At 69.6% G+C, this 25,138-nt stretch carries 18 protein-coding genes, 2 tRNA genes and 1 pseudogene; 10 read left to right on the top strand and 11 right to left on the bottom strand.

The window, feature by feature from the left end; translation table 11 throughout:
* Positions 1-2: 2 nt before the first annotated feature.
* The 4 genes from D7X32_RS14175 to dnaK all read right to left on the bottom strand — a co-directional run bounded on the left by D7X32_RS14175 (position 3) and on the right by dnaK (position 6,004).
* Positions 3-2,531 carry an AAA family ATPase gene (locus tag D7X32_RS14175; protein ID WP_120603071.1) on the bottom strand — a complete coding sequence of 843 codons (2,529 nt, stop codon included), beginning with the start codon at positions 2,529-2,531 and terminating at the stop codon, positions 3-5.
* A 51-nt stretch (positions 2,532-2,582) separates the two neighbouring features.
* Positions 2,583-2,990 carry a thiol-disulfide oxidoreductase DCC family protein gene (locus D7X32_RS14170; protein ID WP_120603070.1) on the bottom strand — a complete coding sequence of 136 codons (408 nt, stop codon included), beginning with the start codon at positions 2,988-2,990 and terminating at the stop codon, positions 2,583-2,585.
* Positions 2,991-3,017: 27 nt separating this feature from the next.
* Positions 3,018-3,875, bottom strand: coding sequence for a hypothetical protein (locus tag D7X32_RS14165; RefSeq protein WP_120603069.1), 858 nt, complete (start codon positions 3,873-3,875; stop codon positions 3,018-3,020).
* Between the two features lie 215 nt (positions 3,876-4,090).
* On the bottom strand, positions 4,091-6,004 hold the full coding sequence (gene dnaK, locus D7X32_RS14160) for a molecular chaperone DnaK (RefSeq protein WP_120603080.1): 1,914 nt from the start codon (positions 6,002-6,004) through the stop codon (positions 4,091-4,093).
* Positions 6,005-6,409: 405 nt separating this feature from the next.
* Here dnaK and D7X32_RS14155 point away from each other — a divergent pair, with 405 nt between their 5' ends.
* Positions 6,410-7,498: a diacylglycerol/lipid kinase family protein gene (locus D7X32_RS14155; RefSeq protein WP_120603068.1), complete on the top strand. Its 1,089-nt coding sequence runs from the start codon at positions 6,410-6,412 to the stop codon at positions 7,496-7,498.
* A 78-nt stretch (positions 7,499-7,576) separates the two neighbouring features.
* On the opposite strand, the gene D7X32_RS14150 is transcribed toward D7X32_RS14155, so the two are convergent.
* From D7X32_RS14150 to greB, 5 genes are all read right to left on the bottom strand, one after another.
* Positions 7,577-8,338 (bottom strand): SAM-dependent methyltransferase, encoded by a 762-nt coding sequence (locus D7X32_RS14150; protein ID WP_120603067.1) that lies wholly within the window; start codon positions 8,336-8,338, stop codon positions 7,577-7,579.
* Between the two features lie 88 nt (positions 8,339-8,426).
* The gene (locus D7X32_RS14145) at positions 8,427-8,744 is read right to left on the bottom strand and encodes an HP0495 family protein (protein ID WP_120603066.1); all 318 of its coding nucleotides are present in this window, start codon (positions 8,742-8,744) and stop codon (positions 8,427-8,429) included.
* A gap of 34 nt (positions 8,745-8,778) precedes the next feature.
* Positions 8,779-10,098 (bottom strand): PhoH family protein, encoded by a 1,320-nt coding sequence (locus D7X32_RS14140; protein WP_120603065.1) that lies wholly within the window; start codon positions 10,096-10,098, stop codon positions 8,779-8,781.
* Positions 10,099-10,279: 181 nt separating this feature from the next.
* A complete protein-coding gene (locus D7X32_RS14135) occupies positions 10,280-11,275 on the bottom strand; it encodes a deacetylase (protein WP_120603064.1) in 996 nt (331 codons plus the stop codon).
* Between the two features lie 9 nt (positions 11,276-11,284).
* Positions 11,285-11,812 (bottom strand): transcription elongation factor GreB, encoded by a 528-nt coding sequence (gene greB / locus D7X32_RS14130; protein ID WP_120603063.1) that lies wholly within the window; start codon positions 11,810-11,812, stop codon positions 11,285-11,287.
* A gap of 188 nt (positions 11,813-12,000) precedes the next feature.
* Between greB and D7X32_RS14125 the strand changes: the two genes are divergently transcribed.
* Positions 12,001-12,073: transfer RNA gene (locus D7X32_RS14125), tRNA-Lys, on the top strand.
* Positions 12,074-12,085: 12 nt separating this feature from the next.
* Positions 12,086-12,158, top strand: a tRNA-Glu gene (locus D7X32_RS14120).
* A 280-nt stretch (positions 12,159-12,438) separates the two neighbouring features.
* Here the strand turns inward: D7X32_RS14120 and D7X32_RS14110 are convergent.
* Positions 12,439-13,887 (bottom strand): FAD-dependent oxidoreductase, encoded by a 1,449-nt coding sequence (locus tag D7X32_RS14110; RefSeq protein ID WP_120603062.1) that lies wholly within the window; start codon positions 13,885-13,887, stop codon positions 12,439-12,441.
* A gap of 410 nt (positions 13,888-14,297) precedes the next feature.
* On the opposite strand from D7X32_RS14110, the pseudogene D7X32_RS14100 reads away from it, so the two are divergent.
* Positions 14,298-14,732 (top strand): annotated as a pseudogene (locus D7X32_RS14100) (helix-turn-helix domain-containing protein); the annotation flags it as partial.
* 23 nt (positions 14,733-14,755) lie between these two features.
* Complete coding sequence (locus tag D7X32_RS46240; RefSeq protein WP_208752419.1) at positions 14,756-14,929, top strand: hypothetical protein; 174 nt, start codon at positions 14,756-14,758, stop codon at positions 14,927-14,929.
* A 600-nt stretch (positions 14,930-15,529) separates the two neighbouring features.
* On the opposite strand, the gene D7X32_RS14090 is transcribed toward D7X32_RS46240, so the two are convergent.
* Positions 15,530-18,436: a hypothetical protein gene (locus D7X32_RS14090; protein ID WP_120603061.1), complete on the bottom strand. Its 2,907-nt coding sequence runs from the start codon at positions 18,434-18,436 to the stop codon at positions 15,530-15,532.
* Positions 18,437-18,655: 219 nt separating this feature from the next.
* On the opposite strand from D7X32_RS14090, the gene D7X32_RS14085 reads away from it, so the two are divergent.
* From D7X32_RS14085 to D7X32_RS14065, 5 genes are all read left to right on the top strand, one after another.
* Positions 18,656-19,492, top strand: coding sequence for a methyltransferase domain-containing protein (locus D7X32_RS14085; protein WP_120603060.1), 837 nt, complete (start codon positions 18,656-18,658; stop codon positions 19,490-19,492).
* A gap of 73 nt (positions 19,493-19,565) precedes the next feature.
* Positions 19,566-20,885, top strand: a complete 1,320-nt coding sequence (locus D7X32_RS14080; RefSeq protein ID WP_120603059.1) for an amidohydrolase — start codon at positions 19,566-19,568, stop codon at positions 20,883-20,885.
* Between the two features lie 91 nt (positions 20,886-20,976).
* A complete protein-coding gene (locus tag D7X32_RS14075) occupies positions 20,977-22,977 on the top strand; it encodes an AsmA family protein (protein WP_120603078.1) in 2,001 nt (666 codons plus the stop codon).
* Positions 22,978-23,057: 80 nt separating this feature from the next.
* Positions 23,058-23,921, top strand: coding sequence for a class I SAM-dependent methyltransferase (locus D7X32_RS14070; RefSeq protein ID WP_120603058.1), 864 nt, complete (start codon positions 23,058-23,060; stop codon positions 23,919-23,921).
* A gap of 162 nt (positions 23,922-24,083) precedes the next feature.
* On the top strand, positions 24,084-25,100 hold the full coding sequence (locus tag D7X32_RS14065; RefSeq protein ID WP_244239002.1) for a hypothetical protein: 1,017 nt from the start codon (positions 24,084-24,086) through the stop codon (positions 25,098-25,100).
* Positions 25,101-25,138 lie beyond the last annotated feature (38 nt).

Here is a 25,138-nt window from a genome sequence, read left to right as displayed (position 1 = left end):
GCTCACTGCGCGGTCCGCCGCTCCAGCACCTGCCGGCTGAAGCGTCCGAAGTCCTCGTCGATGCCACGAAGCTGGGCGGACAGCTTGCGCGCGCTCTCTCCCAGTTCGCCCGGCAGCGTCTCCAGCAGGCCCAGGGTGGCCTTGAGCCGCACCAGTTCGCCCTCCTTGAGCGCGAGCTGGGGGAAGCGGCTGCGAACCAGCCGCTCGAAGGTGCGCTCCGCGTCGGCACGGCCGTTGAGCGCGTCCGGTGCCGGCAGCGCGGACAGCAACTGCGTCAACCAGCTGCGCAGGTACTTGATGCGCGACTGGAGGAAGGACAGCTCCGCCTCGGCCACCGCCGCGCGCACCGTGTCGGAGAGGAACGCCGACGCGGACGGCGGACGCGCCGCCATCAGCTGCCCGTCCAGGCCCACCAGCGCGGTCAGCTCGCCGTCGGGAGCCTGCGCGGTCAGCTCGCCCCGGTAGTAGGTGTACGCGTCGCCGTTGAGCACGGCGTTGGGGGCAGGCGGGGGGCTGGCCACCTCGCGCGACAGCACGCGGGCGTGCTCCCGGAGGCGGGTCTCCATCAGGTCGCGGCACTCGGCGAGCACCGGCTCCGCCGTCACGCCCTCGCGCCGCAGGTTCTCCGCCACCGCCTGCACCGCGCGGCCGTACTGCTCGATGCGCTCGAACGGGGTCGCCCCCAGCACTTCGCGCGCATACGCCAGGCTCAGCGGCCGGAGCAGCTCCTGCTTCAACCCGGCCTGCGAGGGGTCCAGCGCCGTCAGGGCGTTCTCCAGCTGGGTGAGCCGACGCGAGTCCGCGGACAGCGCATCCAGTGGATCCTTGCGGCCCCGGGGCGCCTGCGCGGGGAACGCCGCGGAGACCCGGCGCCGGAGCGCGGCCACCACCCGGCGGCGCGTGTCCCGGTCCGCGTCGCGCAGCCGCTCGTGGAGGGAGGGCACCGCCTCGCTGAGCATCGCCGCCAGCGAGCCCATCACGCCCAGCTCCTCCTCCAGGTTCTCCGCGAGTCCGACCAGCCACTCCATCTTCACGCTGTCCTCGAAGGCGAGCCCCTCCGCCGCGGACGCGCTCATCTCCAGCGCCTGCTCCAGGAACCGCGCGGACGCCTCGCAAAGCGCGGGGTAGCCCGGCCGCAGCTCCGGCACCGCCCGGCTCAGCTCCAGGACGTCGCGGATGGCGATGAGCAACGCCACGCCGCCACGTCCCTCGCCCTGCCCCGCCATGCCGCGCGATAGCCGCTGCTCCAGCGCGCTCACCAGCGCACGCGCCGCCACCAGCAGCGGGGCGCGGTTCTGGCCGTGGCGCGGCCCGGGAACCAGCTTGCCCAGCACGCCACGCGCGGTGGTGGACACCACGCCCGCCTGCCAGTTGCGGCTCAAGGCCTCCGCGGCGTTCACGTCGTCGGCGGCCGCGAGCGTCGTCGCCTCGCGCTCCACGCCGCCGCCCAGCTCCTGGCGCACCTTGCCCAGCACCTCGTCGAAGGTGCGCTGCTCCAGCCGGACGATCTCCAGCTGCGCCCGCTCGCGCGGATCCACCGCGGACTTGAGCAGCGCGTCCGCCTCCGCCGCGGGCGGGCCGCCCAGCAGGAAGAACCAGCGCAGCGCGTCCAGGTCCTCCACCGTCGCCTCGAGCGGCCGGTCCGGACGGCGGTAGATCTGATCGCGCACCACCGCGGCCTTCAGCGTCCAGAGCGCCTTCACCACCGAGCGCTGGGAGAAGTACTTCGTGGGCACGTAGTCCGGCAGCTTCGACACCTGCGCCACGAGCGCGCGCTCCAGCGCGTCCGTCAGCATCTCCACGCCCTCCAGCACGTGGCCGGGCACCTTCACCTGGGCCACCGCGTCCTGGAGCAGATCCAACTGCTGGAGCGTCAGCGTGGCGCGCAGGTCCGGCCGCGTCCCGTGCACGAAGCGGTGCAGCATGGCGGCCCGGCTCTCCCGGCGGGCGAAGGCCTTGGGCACGAAGCTGATGAAGCTCAACCGGTCCGCGAACGCCAGCAGCAGCTCCGGCGAGCGCGCGAGCACCTCCGTGAGGTACCGGTTGCTCGTCATCACCACGCATTCAGTGCGGCCTGCCGTCACCTTGCGGCCGTGCTTCAGCTCCCGCTCGTACATCACGTTGAGGATGGAGCGCAGCAGCATGTCCCGGCCGTCGAAGACTTCATCCAGGAACGCGTGCACCGCCCCCAGCATGCCCTCGTCGGTGAGGTACTCGGTGCGCCCCGTCTCCGTGAGGACCTTGAAGTCCACCGGACCGATGAGATCCGTCTGCAGGGTGGTCTCCGCGATCTGCTTGGAGAACAGCGACGGCAGCCCGGACACCTCGTCGGTGATGCGCCCCAGGACAGCGCTGGCCACGGCGCTCTTCGCCGTCCCGGGCGGCCCCACCACCAGCACGTGCTCCCGGCAGAGCAGCGCCAGCTCAATCTGCGTGAACAGCGTCTCCCGCTCCAGGTACGTCTCTCTCAGCTCCCCGAAGAAGCGGCGAAAGGACTGGGCGGCCTGCAGGTTGGGTGGAGGCGAAGTCACGAAAGGGCCAGGGGATGCGGGGAAGGCCGCATGCTACCCGTGCCCCTCCCCCTATTTGAAGTGCACCGCGCAGGCCCCGTCGGGGCAGTTGCGACCCGCGATGCGGAAGCGGTAGCGGGCCACCACCCCATACACCGCGTCCGCCAGCTGCCGCAGCCCCGGGACGTAGTACACGTAGAGCAGCCGCCCCAACGGCCGCCGGCCCAGCGCGCGGACGATGGCCTCCGCGCCCTCCAACACCGTGCCATCCGCCTGGATGAGCTGCATGGCCTTCTCACAGCGCTCGAAGCTCACGCCCGGGAAGGCGTTCAGGACGCCCTCGTCGCGGAACGAAAGCAGCTCCGTGCCCTGCCCGCCCACCAGCTTGCGCATCTCCCGCGCGGCGCCGCTGCACACGCGGCAGTGGCTGTCGTAGAGGACCACGTCATGTCCCGGCGGTGTCGTCTGGAGCGTCGTCATGCGTCACCTTCCCCTGGGCCCAGTATGTCAACGCGGCTTGAGCATCTCATGCAGTTGTCCGTGCACACTGCGCCAGATGTCGTGCTGCCGTTCAATAGGATCCATCAGCACGAGCCCCACTGACGTCGCGGGAGAGCTGCCCTGGAAGGCAGAGTACTGTCGGATGCGCGTGCCTCCGCTGCCGTCGTCGTCGAAAACGAACTGGTTGGTGCCGCGCAGCGGGTGTCCGTCCAGGGTGGTGATGTGGACGACGCGCTCCGTCTCGTTGAGCTTCACGGCGATGGGCGCCCACACCGGCGGCGGCCCCTGCTCCTCCAGGAACAGCCGGGCGCCATCCGTCAGCGCGCGCGCCGCCGGCCGCAGCGAGATGCCCGCCGCGCCGAAGAGCAGCTCCGGGTTGCCGACGAAGGCCTCGAAGGCCGCCTTCGCGGAGACGCCGGGAATCGTGCTGGTGTAGTCGGTGAGCGCCGTGGGCGCGCCCGCGATGGGCGGGCTCGGGTCCAGGTGCCCCAGCTGCGTGCGCGCGTACGTATCCATCGCGGAGCCCTTGTCGAGCGTCACGCTGAAGGCTGCGGCCTGGGTCTGCTCCAGGAGCCGCGCGCCCTGCTTCACCTGCTCCTTCAGCGAGCCCGTGGGCTTCGGCGGGAACGCGCCCCCCACGCAGAAGTCGAAGCCGTTGCCCTCCCGCGCCCGGGGCGCCACCTGCGGCGTCCGCGCGGGACTCGCGGCCGGCGCGCCGGCCCCCCGAAACACCTCCACGGAGTTGGCCGGAGCGGCCGTCGTCCGTGAAGGCGCCTCCGGGCGCGTGGCCAGGGGAAGGGATGCGCCCTCGGGGGCGGCGAGGTCGGGGAGGACGCCGGACAACAGGGAGTCGATGCGGGACATGGCGGGACACCTGGGTGGAGGACAGCGAGGGACCCGCCCGCCCCTTGCAGCGCGCCCGCCACCCGCGCCCGCGTGAAATCGCGGGGTTGCTCCCGGCCCTCATCCCGCGTCCGGCACACCCGTCCACCGCGCCGGAAAAGACGAAGGCCGGCGCCCCTTCCGGAGCACCGGCCCTCGGACTTCAGCCCCCGCCAGGCGGCGGGAGGCTCACGGCCTTACGACTGGCGGAACTCGGCATCCACCACGTCGTCCTTCGCGGACGGCTGGGCGCTGGAGCCCGGAGCCGCGGAGGGCTCGGCGCCCGGAGGAGGCGTGGCGCCCGGCGCGCCGCCGGTGGCGCGGTACATCTCCTCCGCCGCCTTGTAGCTGGCCTGCTGGAGCTTCTCGAGGGCCGCCTTGATGGCGTCCTTGTCCTGCCCCTCGCGGACCTTGTTCAGCTCCGCGACACCGTCCTCGATGGCCTTCGCCACGTCGGGGGTGAGCTTGTCCTTGTTCTCCTTGACCATCTTCTCCGCGGCGTAGGACTGGCTCTCCGCCTGGTTCTTCACCTCGACCAGCTCGCGGCGCGCCTTGTCGGCGGACTCGTTGCTGCGCGCGTCGTCGACCATCTTGGTCACTTCGTCCTTCGACAGACCGGACGAGTGGCTGATGGTGACCTTCTGCTCCTTGCCCGTCGCCTTGTCCTTGGCGTTGACGTTGAGGATGCCGTTCGCGTCGATGTCGAACGTCACCTCGATCTGCGGCACGCCGCGCGGCGCCGGGGGCATGCCCGTCAGGTGGAAGCGGCCGAGGCTGCGGTTGTCGCCCGCCATCTCGCGCTCACCCTGCAGCACGTGGATCTCCACCTGCGTCTGGCCATCCGCCGCCGTGGAGAAGGTCTCCGACTTGCGCGTGGGGATGGTGGTGTTGCGCTCGATGAGCTTGGTCATCACGCCGCCCAGCGTCTCCACGCCCAGCGACAGCGGCGTCACGTCCAGCAGGAGGATGTCCTTCACCTCGCCGGAGAGCACGCCCGCCTGCACCGCGGCGCCCACCGCCACCACCTCGTCCGGGTTCACCGTGCGGTTCGGCTCCTTGCCGAACAGCCGCTTCACCGCCTCCTGCACCATGGGGATGCGCGTGGTACCGCCCACGAGCACGACCTCGTTGAGGTCCTTGGGCTCCAGGCCCGCGTCCTTCAGGCACTTGCGGCACGGCTCCAGCGAACGCTCCACCAGCGGCCCAATCATCTGCTCGAACTTGGCGCGCGTGAGCTTCACGTTGAGGTGCTTCGGACCGGACGCGTCCGCCGTGAGGAACGGCAGGTTGATGTCCGTCTGCATCGCGCTGGACAGCTCGATCTTGGCCTTCTCCGCCGCCTCCTTCAGGCGCTGGATGACCATCTTGTCCTTGCTGACGTCGAGCCCGGTGTCCTTCTTGAACTCGCTGATCAGCCAGTTCATGATCTCCAGGTCGATGTTGTCGCCGCCCAGGTGCGTGTCGCCGTTGGTCGCGAGCACGTCCACGACGCTCTCACCCACCTCCAGGATGGACACGTCGAAGGTGCCGCCGCCGAAGTCGTAGACGGCGATCTTCTCATCCTTCTTCTTGTCCATGCCGTACGCGAGCGCGGCCGCGGTGGGCTCGTTCACGATGCGGCGCACGGTGAGGCCGGCGATCTCACCGGCGTCCTTGGTGGCCTGGCGCTGGGCGTCGTTGAAGTACGCGGGGACGGTGATGACCGCCTCCGTCACCTTCTCACCCAGATAGTTCTCCGCGGCGCGCTTGAGCTTCAGCAGCACCTGCGCGCTGATCTCCGGCGCGCTGTACTGCTTGCCGGAGATGTCCACGCGCGCGTCGCCGTTGGGGCCACGGGCCACCTTGTAGGGGACGAGCTTCGCTTCCTCGGTCGTCTCCTCGAAACGGCGGCCCATGAAGCGCTTCACCGAGTAGACGGTCTGCTCCGGGTTGGTGATGGCCTGGCGCTTCGCCACCTGACCGACCAGGCGCTCCCCGTCCTTCGTGAAGGCGACCACCGACGGCGTGGTGGGGGCTCCCTCTTCGTTGACGATGACCTTGGGCTCGCGACCCTCCATGATCGCCACCACGCTGTTCGTGGTGCCCAGGTCGATTCCGATAATCTTGCCCACGGTTCCCATCCTCTGGAAATGACTGCGTTTTTCCTGCGAAATCCCGATGTATGCCCAACGTAACCACCCCCCCCGGCGTGTCAAACGCGAGGGCGGGTTTCCCCGCAGGCCCGGGCACCCAGCGCAAAGGTGATGACGCTCGGTGCGTAGCGCAGTGCGCAGGCCCGGGAAGCGGCGTGTCACCGGAACGCCATCCGCACGCCACGGGTGCGTAACGCGCTCTACACTGCCGTCACCCCGCGGTAGCAACCGGGCGGGCATATTGGACACCAGCGGACCGTTCAACCCCTCGGAATCACTTCCAGCCACCCGGCCGACGCCACGCGTCAAGGGTTGGCGAGAAAAGTGCACAGTGCAAACCGCGTCAGCGCTGTCATACCGCTCCCCGCCCCTTTGGAGTCGTCCATGCTGGTTCAGCCCCTCCGTTCAACGGACTTCCGCCGCTCGCCGTCGGCGCTTCCGTCCGCCGAACCGAAGGTCGCGGTGCTGCTGAACGCGAATGCCCGCAAGGTGGACGCCCGGGTGGTCAAGCTGCTGTCCCACGTGGTGCCGGAGGAGGACCTGTTCCTGTCGCGCTCGCCCCTGGATGCGCGCCGCATCGCGCAGACGGTGCTGGAGCGGGGCTACCCCACGGTCTTCACCGGCGGCGGCGACGGCACCTTCATGGGCTTCGTCAACGAGGTGCTGCAGCAGGTGGGCCCGCGCGGGAAGTTCGCCGGCCAGGCCGCGCCGCGCTTCGGCATCCTCAAGCTGGGCACGGGCAACGGCATCGCGGCGTTCGTCAACGCGTCCAGCACCCGCGGCGACGGCATCCTCAACGACGTGGTGCGCGCCCGCGCGGCGGAAGTGCCCGGCGTGCGCACCATGGACCTGGTGCAGGTGGACGGCCAGCGCGCGCCCTTCGCGGGCCTGGGCGTGGATGGCAAGGTGCTCAACGACTACATCGCCGTGAAGGAGTCGCTGGGCAAGGGCATGTTCAAGCGGGTCATGTCCGGCGGTGGCGGCTACTTCTCCGCGGTGGCCTTCAAGACGGTGCCGCACTACCTCACCAGCTCCGTGCTGGTGGAGTGCGAGGTGGTCAACGGCCCTTCGGAGGCCTACCGCCTGAGCGCGGAAGGCCAGGCCGTGGGCGGGCCGCTGGCGCCGGGCGCGCTGCTCTTCCGGGGCAAGCTGATGATGGCCGCCGCGGGCACCATGCCCTTCTACGGCTACGGCTTCCGCATGTTCCCCCACGCGAATGATCGCCGGGGCTTCCTGCAGCTGCGCCTGGGCCAGGTGTCGCCCACGCAGGTGCTGGCCAACCTGCCCCGCCTGTGGAACGGCCGCTGGGCTCCGGAAGGCCTGCACGACTTCCACGCCCGCGAGGTCACCATCCGCTTCGCGCGCCCCATGCCCTTCCAGGTCGGCGGCGACGCGGCCGGCTACCGCGAGCAGGTCACGCTGTCCGTGGCGCCCGAGTCCATCGAGCTGCTCGACTTCAACGGCGTGCAGTAGTCCCGGCGGTTGAAGGGCCCTGCGCATCCGGGCCCTCCCCCGCGCTTCACCCCCAAGCCCCTGCCCGGCTCTTGAGCCTCAGCCGCGGTCGCGCGACGCCGGGGGCTTCTCACCCGGCTCCTTGCGCCGTCCCACGGCGAACGCGTAGCTGACGCCCGGCCGCTGGTTGTGCTCGCGGTGCAGAGCCAGCTCCTCGCGGAAGGCGGCGCTCTCCTGCGACGCGGCCTCCGGCAGGTGCGCTTCCATCTCCTTGTAGAGCGCGTCCAGCTCCGTGTCGTGCAGCGACTCCACGGACTCGGGCTCGAAGCCGGAGGTCTCCAGCGCCTGCAGCAGCTCGCGCGGCAGGAGCAGCGGCGCGCCCAGGCGCTTCTCCCAGAAGTCCAGCACGGGCTTGGGCGTGAAGCGGCCCACGCGCGCCGGGAAGGTGAAGCCCACGCGGCCGCGCTTGCCCAGGAGCGGGCGGAACACGCGCAGCGACACGTCCAGCGGGTACTGCACGCGCCCCGGCACGAGGATGCCGTGGAAGGGGCCGTCCAGCATGCCCAGCGCGTCCGGCGCCACGCGGCGCACCTCGATGCGATCCGTCAGGCCCTGGGAGCGCACGCGCTCGCGCACGGGCGACACCAGGGCTTCATCCGTGTCCACGGCCACCACGGAGCACTTCAGCTCCTGGGCCAGCAACATGGCGGCGCTGCCCTCCGGACCACAGCCGAGCACCAGCACGCGCGAGCCCGGCTCGAGCTGGGCCACCTTGGCGAAGCGGCGCGTGGCATCGTCGGATCCGAACGCGCGCTGCGCCCCCGGCGGGTGGTACAGGGGGAAGTGCTCGGCGGGACTCATTCCTCCCTCATATACGCACCCCGGCCGGACTTCCAGCCGCCGGCGGGCTCCGGGCCCCCCTGGGGGATCCGCCCGCGCACCGCCTGCCTCACAGGTAGTAGACGATGCGGGGATCCTGGTGCAGCTCCTCGTAGATGCCCCGGCGCTGTTCCTCCGACAGGAGGAACACGGACACGCTCAGGGACACGAACTTCCCCTTGCGGCTGTGCTGCACGTGGATGGAGTCCGGGGATACCTCCATCCCCATCTTCCGCCGGAAGAGCGACCGCACGTGCTCCTCGAAGCCGGCCGTCTCCTCGACCGTCGCCTTGCCCATCACCTTGTACTCGTAGACGGAGGGGTACTCGACGAGGGGCTTCTTCTCCTCGCCGGGGGTCTCGGGCTTGTCGGTGCCGTCCTGGGTCATGACTCGTCTCTAGCAGGCACGGGCTTCGGGCGCCTCACAGCAGGTTGGCCGCCAACTCGGCCAGCATGCTGCGCTCACCCTTGGCCATGGTGATGTGGCCGGCGATCTTCTCGTTCTTGAAGCGGTTGACCACGTGCACGAGCCCGTTGTTCGTGGAGTCCACGTACGGGTTGTCGATCTGGAACGGGTCGCCGGTGAGGATGATCTTCGTGTTGTCGCCCACGCGGGTGAGGATGGTCTTCACCTCGTGCGGGGTGAGGTTCTGCGCCTCGTCCACGATGATGAACTGGTTGGGGATGCTGCGCCCGCGGATGTACGTGAGCGGTTCGATCTCCATCAGCCCCAGGTCGATGAGCTCATGGTGGCCGCGCCCGGCCTTCTTGTCCGCGCGGCTCAGGTTCATGAGGAACTCGACGTTGTCGAAGATGGGCTGCATCCAGGGGTTGAGCTTCTCCTCGACGCTGCCCGGCAGGTAGCCGATGTCGCGGCCCAGGGGGAAGATGGGACGGCTGACCAGCAGCTTGTGGTACAGCCCCTCCTCCGTCACCTTCTGCAGGCCCGCGGCGATGGCGAGCAGCGTCTTGCCCGTGCCCGCCTTGCCCACGATGGTGACGAGCTTGATCTCGTCGTTGAGCAGCAGGTCCAGGCAGAAGGCCTGCTCCATGTTGCGCGGACGGATGCCCCAGGTGCCTTCCTTGCTCTGGCGCGCGAGCGGCACGAGCCGCGCCTTGGCGCCGTTGAAGCGCGCCATGGCGGTGTGGGACGGGTTGAGCTCGTCCTTGAGCAGCACCAGCTGGTTGGGGAAGAGCCGGTCCTGGGCCGGCACCTCCACCTCGCCGCCGGGCTTGTAGAGCTGATCCACCATGTCCCGCGGCACGAGCAGTTCCGTGAAGCCCGTGTAGAGGTCGGTGATTTCAACGCGCTCGGTGTCGAAGTCCTGGGCGGACAGGCCCAGGGCGTCGGCGCGGATGCGCAGGTTGGTGTCCTTGGTGATGAAGACGGCCTGGGTCTCCGGCTCGGTCTCCATCAGGTCCAGGGCCACCGCGAGGATGCGGTTGTCCACCAGGTTGCTGTCCGCCATGGAGGACGGCAGCGAACGGTCGGTGAAGGCCACGCGGAGCATCCCGCCGTGCGGCAGCGGGACGCCCTCCTTCATGGAGCCTTCAGCGCGGAAGGAGTCCAGGTAGCGCGCCACCAGTCGCGCATTGCGCCCCAGCTCGGAGAGATCGCGCTTGAACTGATCGATCTCCTCGATGACGTAGATGGGGATGATGACGTTGTTGTCCTTGAACCCGTAGATGCTGCGGGGGTCATGGAGGAGGACGTTCGTGTCGAGGATGAAGTTCTTTCGCATCGAGGGCTTCGCGACCTGACCTGGTTCGGGTGCGATTGCTGACGGCGAGCGACGACGTGGATGACCGACGCCTCCCAATATAGGCACCGAACGAGGGGGGACCAGCCGCATTCCCGTCTGGAAGCACGAAGGTCCGTCCGAAAGAGCACGGCCGACGGCACAGGGCGCTACAGCGGGGACCTCAGGAGGTCGCGGCCGTCCGCGGCGGAGCGGACACAGGCTCCCAGGCGTCCTGGTATGGCGACGCGGGCGCCAGCGGATCATACCCGAGCACCTCCACCATCCTTTCGGGCGGGGGCCCGGGGGGCATGCGGGCCCAGGGGAAGCGCGCCTGCAGCGCCTCTTCGTCCAGCGACAGCACCTGCTTCGACTGGAAGCGCCACGCCTTCTGCCAGCCGCGCGTATCGAGCCGCCGGGCCACCCGCCGCGACAGGGGGCTGATCATCGGCGAGGGCGTGAAGAGGGCCGGCTGTCCCTGCTCATCCCGCATGCAGCCCAGTTCCACCGCCCACGCCAGCAGCCAGCGGGGCCATCCACGGCCCGCGCCGCGAAGGGCGCTGAACTGTCCTTCCGCGGCGCCGTCCACGAAGGTGAAGCGCGGCTCGTAGACGCACGCGGCGGAGAACGTCGCGGGTGTCAGCGCCACGCCTTCCGCGCCGATGCGGCGGGCCATGAGGTGCAAGAGCTCCATCAGCTCGCGCGACAGGGACAGGCCGGGGTGGAGCTGCCCGGGGAGCGGCGGACGGCTCCAGTCGAAGGGGCGCCCCGGGTGCTGCAGCAGGAGGCTGTCCACGTAGAGCAGCGGCGCCTCCGCGGCCGAGCGGGTGAAGCCGACCTCCGCGCCCAGGGCCTGGCGCAGGGACAGGTCCACGACGGGCGAGTGGTAGCGGCGGCTCAGGAGGGTGACGCGCGGCTGGAACGGATCCTGGCAGGACAGGCGCAGCTCGCAGGGGCCCACGCGCTCCTCCAGGCGCTGCGCGAAGCCGTAGGCCTGGAGGGCGCGCTCCAGGCCCTCGCGGCTGTAGGTGCCGAACGCCAGGCCCACGCGGTCGCCGCCGGACTCCAGGCCCAGGTCGTCCAGGGACAGGGCCTCCTCCGCGGACGCGGCCAGGTCCACGCTGCTCAGGCGCGAATAGGTGCGGCGAGCATGGGAGCTGAGCTCAGGTGTCCGGGGCATGGGGGCGTCCTAGTCGTAGCGGATGTCCACCAGGGTGAGTTCAATCTCACCCCGGGGGCGCCGCACCTCCACGGTGTCGCCCGGGGCCTTGCGCAGGAGCGCGCGGCCCATGGGTGACTCGACGCTGATGCGGCCTCCGGAGGCGTCGATCTCGTCCGAGCCGACAATCTGGTACTTGCTGCGGATTCCGCCCTCGTCCTCCAGGGTCACGGTGGCGCCGAAGTAGACTTTCGAGCGGTCCTCCTGTTCCGAGGGGTCGACGATGGTGGCGGTGTCCAGGCGCTTCGAGAGGAAGCGGATGCGCCGGTCGATCTCCCGCAGGCGCTTCTTGCCGTAGATGTATTCGGCGTTTTCTGAACGGTCGCCCTGGGCGGCGGCGGCGGACACCTCGGCGGTGACCTTGGGGCGGGCCTCGTTGAGCAGCTGGAGCAGCTCGCGGTGCATGCGCTCGGCGCCCGTGCGGGTGAGGTAGCGGCGGAACGGGGCCTGTTCGCCTTCCTCTTCGTCCTCGGGGGGCTCGGGAACTTCCTGGGACATGCCCTGTGTATAGCGCCGGACGCTGACGTGCGGAGGGCGCGGGCGGGCGGGATGTTCACCGGCGCCAGGACGGAGCGTGTCAGGAAGCGGCGCCTGCGATCGCCAGTGGAACTCCCCGGGCGCTGCTGGTAGGAAGCGCCTCGCGGAGCCGCTGGCGGATCCGCAGCCGGTGCCAAAAAAAGAATAGCGAGTCGCTAGCTCAGCTGGTAGAGCACCGGCCTTTTAAGCCGAGGGTCGGGGGTTCGAGCCCCCCGCGACTCAAGCAGTGACGACGTCCCCGTCGTCTAGAGGCCCAGGACGCTGGCCTTTCAAGCCGGTAACACGGGTTCGAATCCCGTCGGGGACACTGAAGGACCGAGGCCGGAAGCCGCTGAGACCCAGCGGTTTCCGGCCTCGGTGTTTTCAGGCTCCTTCGCTTCTCCAGAATGTCTCCAAACTGGAGACTCGCCCCGCCCCTCTTCCAGCATTCGACGCCTGGAGCACCAGGCCCAGCGCGAGGTGCAGAGCCTCAAGCGCGGCCGGAGCCACCTAGCCACCATGGCCACGGCCCGAGCGCTCAAGCGCGCCCCCGCCGCCGCCATGGCCCCCGCGACCTCCTGACGCATCGAGGGCCCGGGCAGCGGCGGCTACCCCGTGGACTTCTGGACCGGGACAGGGCTTGGACGCGGGGGCGTGAGAGGGGGAGGCCGTGTCTCGGTATTCGCCAGCCGCTCGAGAGGGCGGAGGAGCGACATGACGCCATGGCCCAACACGGGCAAGGCCACGGAGGGCTGGAGAACCGCCTCCAGCCCCGCGTGCAGGTGCAGTATCCGGTAGAACTGGCGATGGACGTGTGCGTCGGTCGACGTGCGCTCCATCAGCCGCAGGATGTACCAGTGCAGCAAGCCCAGCCCGAAGGGCCGCTTCCCGACGGCCTGCGGATACAGCAGGTCCATGCCCGTGCCCAACAGCCACGGGAGCCGGATGACTTCAGGCAGCCGCTCGCGGAAGCGCTGCGCCAGGCCCGATAGCTCGCCTCGTTCGGCCTGCTCGCGAAGGCAGGTGTCCAGCAACTCGGCGCCAAGCCCCGCCACCGACATGCCTTGCCCGTAGAGGGGGTTGAAGGCACACGCGGCGTCTCCCAGGATGACCAGCCCCTCGGGAAAGCGGGGCAGCTTCTCGTAGTGCCGCCACCGGCAGTCCTTCACCTTGTGCTGGGAGATGGGCCCTATCGGCGTGGCCTCTTTCAGGTAGTTGTACAGGTCCGGACGCGTCAGTGAGCGCGCGTACTCGAGGAACCCCGCGTACTCGGTGGGCGCGTGCTCCCCGAAGTAGCCATTGAGGGTGACGAGCCACCGGCCTCCCTCGACGTGTGAGATGAAACCCGCGCGCCAGGCCTTGGGAGGACTTGGATAGAGGAAGAGCGCCTTCCATTCCTTCTGGAAGTGGGGCGGCGGCTCGTGCAGGCACGTCGTGTAGGAAAGGTCCACGATGACCTGCTCTTCCTCCGGGCGCGCGTAGCCGATGGCTTCCAACCACTGAGGCATCCGTGAGCCCCGGCCACTGGCATCCACGACGAGGTCCGCCTCCCACGACTCCTCGCCCTGGGGTGTCTTGACCCGGACGCCCGTGATGCGCCCCGTGCCCTTCTCGTCGCAGATGAGCCCTTCGATGGAGCAGCCCTCGCGCACCGCGACGTTGGGCCGCGCCTTTATCCGGCGCAGGACGTTCCACTCGAGCAGGGGCCGGGTGCACAGCAGCCCGGGGATGCCGCTGGTGCGGCGCAGCTTCCACACCCCGAAGTGGTGCCAGGCGAGGTCTCCACTCGAGTCGATGAACTCGGCGCCCTGGACCTGGAGTTGCTCGAACAGGTCCGGAAAGTACTTGTCGAGGATGCGCCGGCCCGTGTCCAACAGCACGTGGATGTGCGGCCCTTGCGGAACACCTTTGCGCGCGGCGGGCCCCTCCATCCGGACATCCCGCTCCACCAGCGTCACCTTGTCGAAGTGGTCCGCGAGCACCCGCGCGCTCAGGAGCCCCGCCATGCTGCCGCCGATGACCACGGCGCTTCCGAATCTGCGTCCAGGGGTTTCCAAGTCCCAAGCCTCCAGGGCTTCATGTCGTGGCGCTGCGGGTCAGAGGGGTCCGCCTTCCCCAGAGCCACTCGCCCCCGCCGAGGAGATTGCACATCACCGGTCTGACATGCCCTCTCGGAACGTTGAGCTTCAACACCCCGCGCTCTGGGGCGGCCCTCGCGCAGGGGCCAGGTGCGCACTCACCGTGGGCAACCCCAGGTGCTCCACAATCGCTCTCACCCCTCCTTCTCCCTTCACGTACGCCAACACCCTCAAGCCTGCCTCCACACCTCAAGCACGCGAACACATCCAGGGCGAACGTCCTTTTCAGCAGCCCGGCCCAGTCCAAACGGGGGTGCGCTCCTTCCTCAGCGCATCCACCTTCGCAGCCTAAGTAGGCCGCCAGAAGTTCCGAGACAAATTCCGGCGGCATGCACAGCTTCTGGGGCATGCGACCGGCAAGGAGCCCTGCGGAGTTGGGGCTGACAACATACGACAGGCGGAAGCTGGAGCGGGCGATGCGGCAGGCACGCGATGCCCGCCACTTCCGTCGCCTTCTGGCCATCAAGCTCATCGCCGAGGGCAAAGGTCCGGGCGAGGCTGGGCGCCTGGCGGCCTTGAGTCGGCCAGCCGTCTACTTCTGGCTGGGGCGCTACCTCAGAGAGCGCACCCCGTCAGCGCTGGTGGATGCCCCGCGCACAGGTCGGCCTGAAGCAGCCCCGCGTCTGACCTCCAAGCGTCTGCGCAGGGTGGTCCGCGCCAGCCCAGAGAAGGCGGGCTGGGCGAGCCATGGCTGGACGGTGCCGCTGCTATGCCCCCACCTCAAGCGCGAAGGTCTCGAGGTGTCACCTCGCACGCTGCGCCGTCGGTTGCATGAGGCAGGCCTGGCGTGGAAGCGACCGCGGTACGTGTACGCGACAGCGGCTCCTCGGAGCAGCACGTCGACGCCGCCATCCAGTGGGTGCTGGGGCTCTCGCCCCAGGATGCCCTCCGCAAGGCAGGCTGCCTCGCCGAGGGCTTCTGGCTGCGCGATTTGTTAGAGAACTTCTGGCGACCTACTTAGGCGGGTGGAGAAGCCACGCAGCCCCTTGGGGACACACGGCCCATGCTGCGCTCCCCTCATGGCGGAGCCATCACCCTAACGGCGAGACGGCCGGTACGTAATTGGTACGTAATCGAGCGGCTCCGGGCGAACGCGGATGAACTCCTGCGACCAGTAATCTCGGGAGTTTAGATGCCATCACCCGAGTGCCGAGGGGCCCTTCAAGGGTTAGGAAACCGCCGCTCTCAGTTCCCAGACCCATGCGTGGTGTCCCCCACCTTTCCGCAACTTCTCGGACGGTCAGCAGGCAGAGGGGCTCGTCGGATTCAGGCGACAGCGAGCCGGGGCAGCGACATGGACAGCGCATCGCCCCTGCTTCCGTCTCCAAAATGTCTCCAAGACTGGAGGGGACTCCAGCGGACAGGTGGGACTGGCGAGGACTGGCCCGTGGACTCGAAGAGCCCGGATTCACTCGCGATTGCTCGAAAGGCGTGTACCGTCGCGGGTTTAGGCACCCCTCCTCCACGGGTTCGAATCCCGTCGGGGACACTGAAGGACCGAGGCCGGAAGCCGCTGAGCCCCAGCGGCTTCCGGCCTCGGTCTTTTCTGGCTCAACCCGTCTCAGGGCTTCGGAGCCGGGGACGCGGCGCCGCCCGGGAGCAGCGGCAGCACGACGAGCTCCCCGGGGTTTGACTGCCCCTTGGGGAACCACACGTAGGAGAGCCAGCGCCCATCGGGAGATACCGTGGCGCGCGCGATGAGGTTCCCGGTCTCCAGGTCCAGCTTCCAGCACATCAGCGGACGCACCGCCGTGCACAGCCGCAGCGAGCCGCTCCTCGGGTCATGCAGCAGGAGTCCGCCATTGCCCAGGGAGATGGAGCCTCCGCCGCTCCGCGCCGCGAGCGCCAGCTCCTCCACGGTGGGTGCACGCGTGCGCACGGGGCCCGCGTCCTCGGGAACTTCGAGGACCTTGAACTCCGGAGCCAGGTCGCCGCGCGAGGTGTCCGTGAACAGCGAGGCCCGCGGAGACAGGGGCATGACCTCGTGCATTTCATCCGCGAGGGGAACGGTGCGGCCCCCCAGCGGGTAGCACCCGTTCCAGGAGCTCACGAACAGGTCCTCCCGCGGAACCGGGCGGTCCTTCATGGCGACGGTAGGCCCCCACTTGCGCGCCACCGGGTCGTAGCAGCGCACCTGTCCGCTCCCTTCCTCCTGGACCCTGCACAGGGTGGCGTCCCTCCAGTACAGCTGGGGCCAACGTTCTGGAGGCATGTTGGGAAATGACCGCACCTGGCCGATGACGCCCGGCTTGTCCTTCACCGCTCCGACACGCAGCGGAGGCGGAGGCGTGGCGGCCTGGAGCCGCTGCTGGAGGGCACGCAGGCCGTAGCGCTCGGCGCAGGCGCCGTCGGTCTTCATCACGACATGCAGCTCCGGGTGGAACCCGTCCGCGAGCGCCAGCCGGGCGGGGATGGCCTCCAACGCCGTGGAGAGACAGCCCATGCGGGAGATGCGTCCGTCCTCGTTCTGCTTCACCAGCTTCGCGAAGGCGTCCAGGGCCTCGCGGGCGGGCGCGTCGTCGCGGGCGAGCAGCGCCTGGAGCCGGCCTTCGGTCTCCGGCGCCAGCTCCCAGCGCACCGCGCCGAACGCGCCAGGGTTCGCGGCCAGCGTCAACGCCGGGAAGTCGGGCACGCCCTCCACCCAGAGCGACAGGCGGCCCGGCTGGCAGCGCACCTTCACCTCGGCCACCGGCGACCGCCTGTCCCCGGCGCGGACGAAGGCACTGCGGGAGAACTTCAGGCCTCCGGGCACGCGCAGCTCTTGATACAGGCGCACCTTGTCGTTGGAGCAGCTGTCCGCGGACGCGCTCGCGGGGTTGTTGGACGAGACCGCGCGCGTCGTCTCCAGTTCGAAGGGGATGCGTGGATCCTGGCCCAGATCACAGGCGATCCGCGCATCGGAGCGGAGGGCGCCGTTCGGGCCCGGCGCGCCGGACTCCAGCCAGGTCAGCTTCTCCATCACGACGTCCGTCCGCACCAGCGGCGGTGCCATCGAAACAGGCTCGCGAGGCGCGACGTATGGCCCGAGCTCCAGGGAGCGCACGACCAGCGTCAGGGTGGATTCCGCCTCGTCGATGCGACTCGGGGAGGGACCGCGCAGATAGGCGAGCCACCGGCCGTCCGGGGAAACGCGGCCCTGCGACAGCTCATTGCCACCCTCCTCCTCCCGAAGGGACCAGCACCCCAGGGGCCTGCGCACGGAGCAGAACGCCTTGCGGCCCTCGTTCAACATGAACCGGCCTTCGCCGAGCAGCCGGGAGCCAGGGGACGCGAGCATCGCCTTCTTCAGCGCCTCCGCTTCCGGCGGGCGCAGGCGCGGAGGACCGTCGCCTTCGGGAACCTCCAGGAGGAGGGCTTCGTGGGTGTGCACGCCCCAGAGCAGAACGGCTCGGGGCGACAGGCGCAGTCCGAGCCGGTAGCCCTCGGGAGGCCGGACGGTTCGGGTCCCCAGGGGAATGCCGCAGGACCCCATGCGAGGGTTCCAGTCGGACAGGTCACCCCGGTTCACGGGGACGGCCTTGCCCCAGCGCCGCGCCACGGGGTCGTAGCAGCGCATCCGCTTCCCCGTGTCCTGCTGCACCACGCACAACCGTCCCTGACGCCAGAACAGGTCCGCGTTCCAATCCGAGTCCGAGTACGGATCAGGCGGCCGGACCTCGCCGATATCCTCGGGAGCGCCCACCTTCAACGGCGGTCTGTCTCCCTCCTGTTCCCAGTCCGGAGCCAGGGCATCGCGAAGGACGTACGGCTCCACATCGTCACCCGCGGCGAACGCGGAGCGCTTCCGGGCGCGCTCGAATGCGGCTGCCAGCGCCGCGACGCTGTCCGCCTCCGGCACGTTCGCGTCGCGTTTGGAGAAGCGGGAGGGCACGCCGTGGCTGACCAGGAAGGCCAGCTCCTCCAGCGCCTTGCGGGCCCCGGCGTCGTCCCGGATCAGCAGGGGCAGGAAGCGGGCTTCGTTGTCCCGGGATACCCGCAGCCGCACGGAGGAGTCACCGGTGGCGGCGATGGGCTCCAGCATCAGCACGGGAGCCTCGGGGACGCCTTCCACGGACAGCTCCAGCCGCCGCGACTGGCAGCGGACGCGGACGCGAGGGCGCGGCGGAGGCGGCGGCAGCTGGGTGCCAGGAGCGTCATCCACGATGCGGAAGACGCGCTGGACTCGCGAGCCATCCGGCAGGGCCAGCTCCTGGGTGACCGTTGCCACGGCGGGAAGGCAACCGGAGGGAACAGGCGGATCCACGGTCACCGACTGAGAGACGGTGATGTCGGGCGTGCGGCCCAGGCCCAGGTCGCAGGGCGCGGACTCGCTGAGCTTGGGAGGAAGTGCATTCGCCTCCGCGAAGGTGCGCGGCTCCGCGGCGAGGACCACGCCTTGCGACGGCGGCTCCGCCGCGAAGGCCAGGGTCGCGGGCAGGGTCAGCAAGAGCCCCAGGGACAGGGCCCGGGACGGCAGCAAGGAGTGCATGGTGAGTCCAAGAACGCCCCTTGGACCATGAGGGGCAGAGAGGCTTCAGGAATGACACGCTGCTGCCAGAGCGAGCAAGATGCGCCCTCCAACAGGGGACCTGGCGATTTGATACCTTCCTGACCCATGGCGCCCTCTCCCCCCGTTCCCCCCGCTGCTCCCTGGTGGGTCGAGCGCGCCGAGACCCTCCTGGCCCCAACGGATTTGCGGACGTTGGGCATGGGCGCGCAGTGGGAGCTCTTCGAGCGGTTCGCCTTCGTGCAGGAGAACGTCGAACCGGAGTTGCTCCTCCTGGATGTGCGGGCCCGTCCGGAGCTCCAGGAGCTCTGGGCCGCGCTGCAGGCGCGTTCACTCCTGGTGACCGCGGCGCTGGATGCGTCGGGAGCTGACGTCGCCCAGCAGCTTCGAGCGGGGGACCTCTCACCGGCACGCTTCCGGGAGCAGTGGGAGGGGCTCGGCTTCACCGAGGCCACGGGCCGCGCGAGCACGGCGGCGGATGACTGGCTCGAGGGCCTGCTACGCATTTCACGCATCACCACCGGCCAGGACCGCCCCCCGTTCGGTCAGGTGAACATGGCCTCGCGGGCCCAGCGCATCTCCGACTTCCTCTCCACCACGAGTCCGGGGCTGCGCGACACGGTCTACGATCTCGGCTGTGGCAACGGGAAGTTCGCCATCACCGTCGCCGCGAGCTCCTCGGCCCGGGTCAAGGGCGTGGAGTATGGGCAGACGTACGTCGAGTCCGCGCGCCGCAACAGCGAACGTTTCGCGCTGCCGAACCTGGAGTTCATCCACGCGGATGTCCGCGACGTGGACCTGTCGGACGGCACCGCGTTCTATCTGTACTTCCCCTTCTGGGGAGAGGTGGCGCACGCGGTGGCCCGGATGCTCGGGGACGTCGCGCGGGCCCGGGACATCACCGTGTACGCGTCGGGCCCCCGCCACGACTACGGCGAGCACTTCCTCGAACAGGTGACGCAGGGGGCGCTGTATCTCGCGCCGCAGCGCCACGCCTTCGCCGACGTGATGGTCCTGCGCAGCGCCGCCTTCGCGTGAGGGGCTTCCGGCGCGAAGCTCCGCTCAGGACGTGCTGTAGTGGGACGCTCCCTGACGGACAGGAGACTCCCTGGTGAAAACGCTCTCCCTGCTTCCCCTGCTCTTCGCCTGTCTGGCGGCGCCCGGCGGCCCCGTGCTCGCGGCGGCGCCCCCTCCCACGGTCCTCGCGGGCCTGGACGCGCTGTACCCCGAACTGGACGCGCTCTACCGCGACCTGCACCAGACGCCCGAGCTGTCACTCCAGGAGGAGAAGACGGCGGCGAAGCTGGCCGAGCGCCTGCGCAAGCTCGGCTTCGAGGTGACCCCGAAGGTGGGCGGGCACGGCGTGGTGGCCCTGTTGCGCAACGGCAAGGGCCCCACGGTGATGCTGCGCACGGACCTGGACGGGCTGCCGGTGGAGGAGAAGACGGGGCTGCCCTACGCCAGCAAGACGAAGGCGAAGGATGCAGCCGGGACGGAGGTCTCGGTGATGCACGCGTGCGGGCACGACGTGCACATGACGTCCTGGCTTGGCACGGCCACGCTGCTGGCGCAAACGAAGGACCGGTGGCGTGGCACGCTGATGCTGGTGGGGCAGCCGGCCGAGGAGATTGGCGCGGGGGCCCGGCAGATGCTGGCGGACGGCCTGTTCAAGCGCTTCCCCAAGCCGGACTTCGCCGTGGCCATGCACACCGTGGCCAACGCCGCGGCGGGGACGGTGCGGTTCACCCCCGGCTATGCGCTGGCGAGCGTGGACTCGGTGGACGTCACCCTCTACGGCAAGGGCGGGCACGGTGCATACCCGCACACCACCGTGGATCCGGTGGTGATGGCGGCGCGCACCATCCTCTCGCTGCAGACGCTCGTCAGCCGGGAGAAGAGCCCGCTGGAGCCGGCGGTGCTCACGGTGGGCTCCATCCACGGCGGAACCAAGAGCAACATCATCCCGGACGAGGTGCGCCTGCAGCTCACGGTGCGCACGTACAAACCGGAGGTGCGCAAGGCGCTGCTGGCCGGCATCGAGCGCATCGCCAAAGCGGAGGCGATGGTCTCCGGAGCGTCCCGCCCGCCCGACGTCAAGGTCACCGAAGGCACGCCCGCCACCTTCAATGACCCTGCGCTCACGAAGCGGCTGGTGGACGCGGTGGGCAAGGTGCTGGGCGAGAAGAACCTCAGCGAGACGCCGTCCGTCATGGGCGGAGAGGACTTCTCCGAGTACGGCAGCGCGGGCGTGCCCGCGGTGATGCTGTGGCTGGGCATCACCGAGCCCAAGCGCTTCGCCGAGGCCAAGGGCACGGAGGAGGCGCTGCCCTCCCCGCACTCGCCCCTCTACGCGCCGGACCGCGAGCGCGCGCTGCGCACTGGCGTCACCCTGCTGACCACCTCCGCGCTGGAGCTGCTGGGCAGGCCCTGAGCAGCCCCTCCCTGCATCCTGGGCAGTGCTGACCTGGAAGCATGGCTTCGTGAGGGGCCACAGCGGCGGAGCGTTCCCATCTTTCCAGGGCATGAAGAGGACTGCCCACCCCGCCCGCCGCGTCTTGTTGATGGTGCTCGGAGCCCTGGCCGCCGTGCTGGTGCTGGGTGTCGGCGTCCTGGCGCTGAAGCCGTCGTGGATCGTCGGGCAGCTCCGTGGGCAGCTCGAGAGCATCGCCACCCGGTCCCTTGGCCGCCCCGTGAGCGTCGAAAAGATCGAGGCCCACGGGTTGCCGAGGCCCGGGGCCACGGTCACGAATCTGCGGGTCGAGGGCGAAGGCAATGACCCGCCATTCCTCGAAGCCCGTCGTGCGACCGCCACCGTCCAGCTCTGGCCACTGATCCGGAGTCTGGGCAAGGACGTGCGAGTGGGGGCACTGAAGCTCGATGACACCCACCTGAACCTGGTGAGGCGCGAGGACGGGACGTGGAACTACGAGTCGCTCGGGAGCCAACAGCCGGGGGCCGGGAGCTCCCAGCCGGAGGCCGAGCGAGAGACGCTCATCGAGGACCTCCAGATTCGAAACGGAGTCGTGAACGTGACCGACGCCCAGGCGGCCCGTGGCACCGCCACGGTGGCGCTGCGGGACATCGATATGGATTTGAAGGGCCTTGGGCCCGGCCTGACGCTCAAGGGCTCCTTGAAGGCAGCGGTCGCCGCACCTGCACAGAACGTGGCGGTGGACTTCAAGGTCGCCCCCCTCCCCGCCGGCAGGCCCCAGCCCGGCCAGCCGTGGCCCCAGGTGACGATGCACCTGCGCGGCAAGGACCTCTCCGTGCATGCGTTCCGGAACTTCCTGCCTCCAAAGGCAGCGGGTTACCTCACGGGAGGCCAGGTGGACGTCAGCGCGGACGTGAAGACAGACCAGGGCGCGTACGCGCTCGCGGGCCAGGGCACGGCGACGGCGCTGAAGCTTCGCGGTGAACCGGCGAGCGGTTCGTTTGCCTTCACCTCACGCATCGACCCGGCCCATGTGAAGGCGGCGAAGGTCGACTTCACGAAGCTCGCGCTCAAGGGGCCAGGCATCGATCTCGCCGGGACGGTCTCGGTTTCGATGGCGCCCACGCGCGTGCGGTTCGCGTTGCAGGGGCAGGAGCTGGACTTGAGGCAGCTATTGGGGGCTCTGCCAGAGCACCCTCAGAAAGAAGCCACATCCACCGCGCTGCCTGCTTCGATGCGCGAGGAACTGGGGAAGGTCGACGTGGGCGGCACGCTCAAGCTCGCGAAGGTGCATCATGGCGCGCTCGTGGCGACGGACGTGGACACGCAGGCGAAGCTGGATGATGGCTTGCTGCGCGTGCAGCGCGGGAGCGCGACCGTCTATGGCGGGCGCGCGGACATCCGTGGGTCCCAGGTGGACCTCACGAAGAAACAGCCGGAGTGGTCCCTGAAGGCGGTGCTCACCGGAATGGACACCGCGCAGGCCTTCCAATCCCTGTCGGGACACCCGTCACTGCAAGGCAGGGCCAGCGGCAACCTTCAGCTCACCGGCACGGGGGCGGACTGGGACCAGGCGCGAAACACCCTCACCGGCTTCGGGAACGTGCAGCTTCAGGACGGTGCCCTCATGACGGCGAACCTCGGGGAGACGGTGACGCCGGTCCTGACGGCGCCAGGCCAGAAGGGCACGGCGGGAACGGCCGGGAAGACAGCACAGGGCACCGAGCTGAAGGACCTGAGCTTGCAGTTCCGGGTCCAGGACGGTTGGGTCGCCTTCACGAAGCCCCTGGCATTCCAGTCGAGCATTGGCGGCGGGACGTTGAGTGGCAGGGTGGGCCTGGATGAGCGCCTGGAGCTCGAGGGCACGCTCAATGCTTCCCAGCCGTTCCTCTCCGCCATCGCCCACGGCGCGCTTCCCAGCGGCGCCCCGGTGACCATTCCCCTGACGATCACGGGCACGCTGGGTGCGCCAGAGGTGAAGCCGGGGAGCCCGCTGAACATCGCGAAGGAACTGTTGCCCAAGGTGGGCGACAACCCGGTGAACCAGGCGCGCAAGGGCATTGAGGGCCTGCTCAAGCGGCCCCGGAAGTAGCGCTGCCGCGAGCATCTGTTCGCAAACCGCGGTCGTGAGAGACTTCCCGGCGGACCCCCCGCGATTCGAGGCGCCCGGACATGAGCGACACCTCACGTGAGCAGTTGGACGCATCCCGGGCCCGGATGGTCGAGTTCTGGCGTTGCCACGACGAGATGGAGGCGCGGCTCTCACGCCCCCTGACCGAACGCATGCTCGACCTGGCCGGTGTCTCGCGGCGAATGCACGTCCTGGATGTCGCGAGTGGCCGAGGCGAGCCCGCCGTGCCAGCGGCCCACCGCGTGGGCCCACAGGGCCGGGTGCTCGGGATCGACCTGGTGGACGGCGTGCTTGAGCTCGCCCGGGCGCGGGCGCGGCGCGAGGGCCTGGAGAACATCGCGTTCCAGGTGGCTGACGCCGAAACGCTTCAGGCCGGAGCGGGGACGTTCGACGTGGCCACCCTGCGCTGGGGTTTGATGTACATGCGCGCGCCCGAGCGGGCCCTCGCGTCCATCCACCGCGCGCTGAAGCCCGGGGGAGCGCTCGTCATCGCCTCATGGGCCGAACCGGCGCGAGTTCCCTGGGCTTCGCTCGCCCGCCGGATCCTCGAGCGCTATCGCGAGGTCCCGCCCCTTCCGAGCGCCGATGAGCCCGGGGTGTTCCGCCACGCGGACCCGGCCGTTCTGGAGGCAGCCCTCGTGCGAAACGGCTTCTCGGTGGAGGCCTCCGAGGAGCTGGAGGTCCCCGTCGTGGAGTCCAGCGATGCGCGCGACCTTGTGACCTGGATCCAGCAACTGGGCGGGCCCGTGGTGAAGCTCGTGGGCGAGCTGCCGGAGCCGCGGCAGCGGGCATGGGAGGCGGAGCTCCTCGCCGAACTGGAGCGCCGCCGAACAGGAGACAAGGTCTCCCTGGGGGGCGTGACGCGGCTTACCCTGGGAACCGCGCTCGCGGCAGGCCTAGTCTGAGGGCTCCCGGCCGCGCTCCGCGCAGCCCACTCCAGAGTCCAGGAGCACTCCATGGTCCACACCGCTGGTTTCCCTCGTCGCTTCTCTCTCTGGGCGGGCCTCGCCCTGGTACTGGGTGGCGCACTCGCCGGATGTGCTCCGCCAGAATCTGAAGCCTTGCAGATGGAGCCCGAGGCGCCCCTGGACTCACAATCCCAGGCGCTGTCCTATCCCAACGGGAGCAGCCGGACGGTGGTATCGCGGCGCGTCGTCTCCATGAATGCCTCTGGCGTCTACCAGGCGGCGCCGGGCTTCGAGCAGTTCCGCGCGGCCGGCGCCTCCGACAGCACGCTCCACGCCATCCGCATCGCCCAGGTGGAAGCCCCGAGCGTGCGCGAGGCCATCGTCTTCATGACCGCCGGGCAGAAGATCTCGAGCAGCGGCCACTCCAGCGGAGTGACGGGCCAGTCCTCCAACTGGGACGCGTCCTGTGACGGCGTCTCCTGCCCCAATGTGCTCCTGGATGGCCGCTCCCTGGCCATGAAGCTGAATGCCCTGGGCTGGTTTCCCCCGGGGAAGACGCACCTGTCCGTGGCCAACGACAGCAACTTCGACCACCTGTTCGACAGCGACACGAAGCAGCGGATCGTCAACGGGTTCGTCCACTGGCTCGAGGCCCAGGTCCGGCCCGAGACGCGGTCCATCTACCTGGCAGGGAGCTCACGCGGCGGGTGTCTGGTGATGCGCATCGCCCAGGCGCTCCGCGCCAACACGGGGCTGGATGGCATTGAGATCTACGTGTCGTCGTTCGATGGCGTGTGCAGGAACAGCCAGGGCGAGCTGGGCACGTTCGACACCAAGATCAACAACCCCGTGCGCCCCTGGGGCACGTTCTACGGCGCCTGGGCCACCAACCTGTCCGCCCAGTTCCCGCGCCATGAGCGGCTGCACCTGTATCAGGTGGTGGGGGGCCAGGAGGTTGCACCGGCCACCGGCATCCGCGCCTTCTCCGCGTACGCGGGCACCACGCCGCCCTCGACGGGCACCCACCTGGACTGGGGCTGGTACAAGCAGACCTGGGTGAAGTGGCAGCACAAGGAGATTGGCAACCCCTACACCGATCCGAGCACGTCGGATCAGCCGCTCGTCATCGCGGAGACGATCGACGCGCAGCTCACCTGGCTCGACGGCCTGCTGTAGCGGGCCTCCGGTCAGGGCTGACAGGCAGCCCCGCGTCC

Origin of the sequence: Corallococcus carmarthensis (assembly GCF_003611695.1) — a bacterium.
Taxonomy (GTDB): Bacteria; Myxococcota; Myxococcia; order Myxococcales; family Myxococcaceae; genus Corallococcus; species Corallococcus carmarthensis.
The sequence above is the reverse complement of the archived record's forward strand: the minus strand, read 5'-3'. Positions and strand labels throughout refer to the sequence as shown.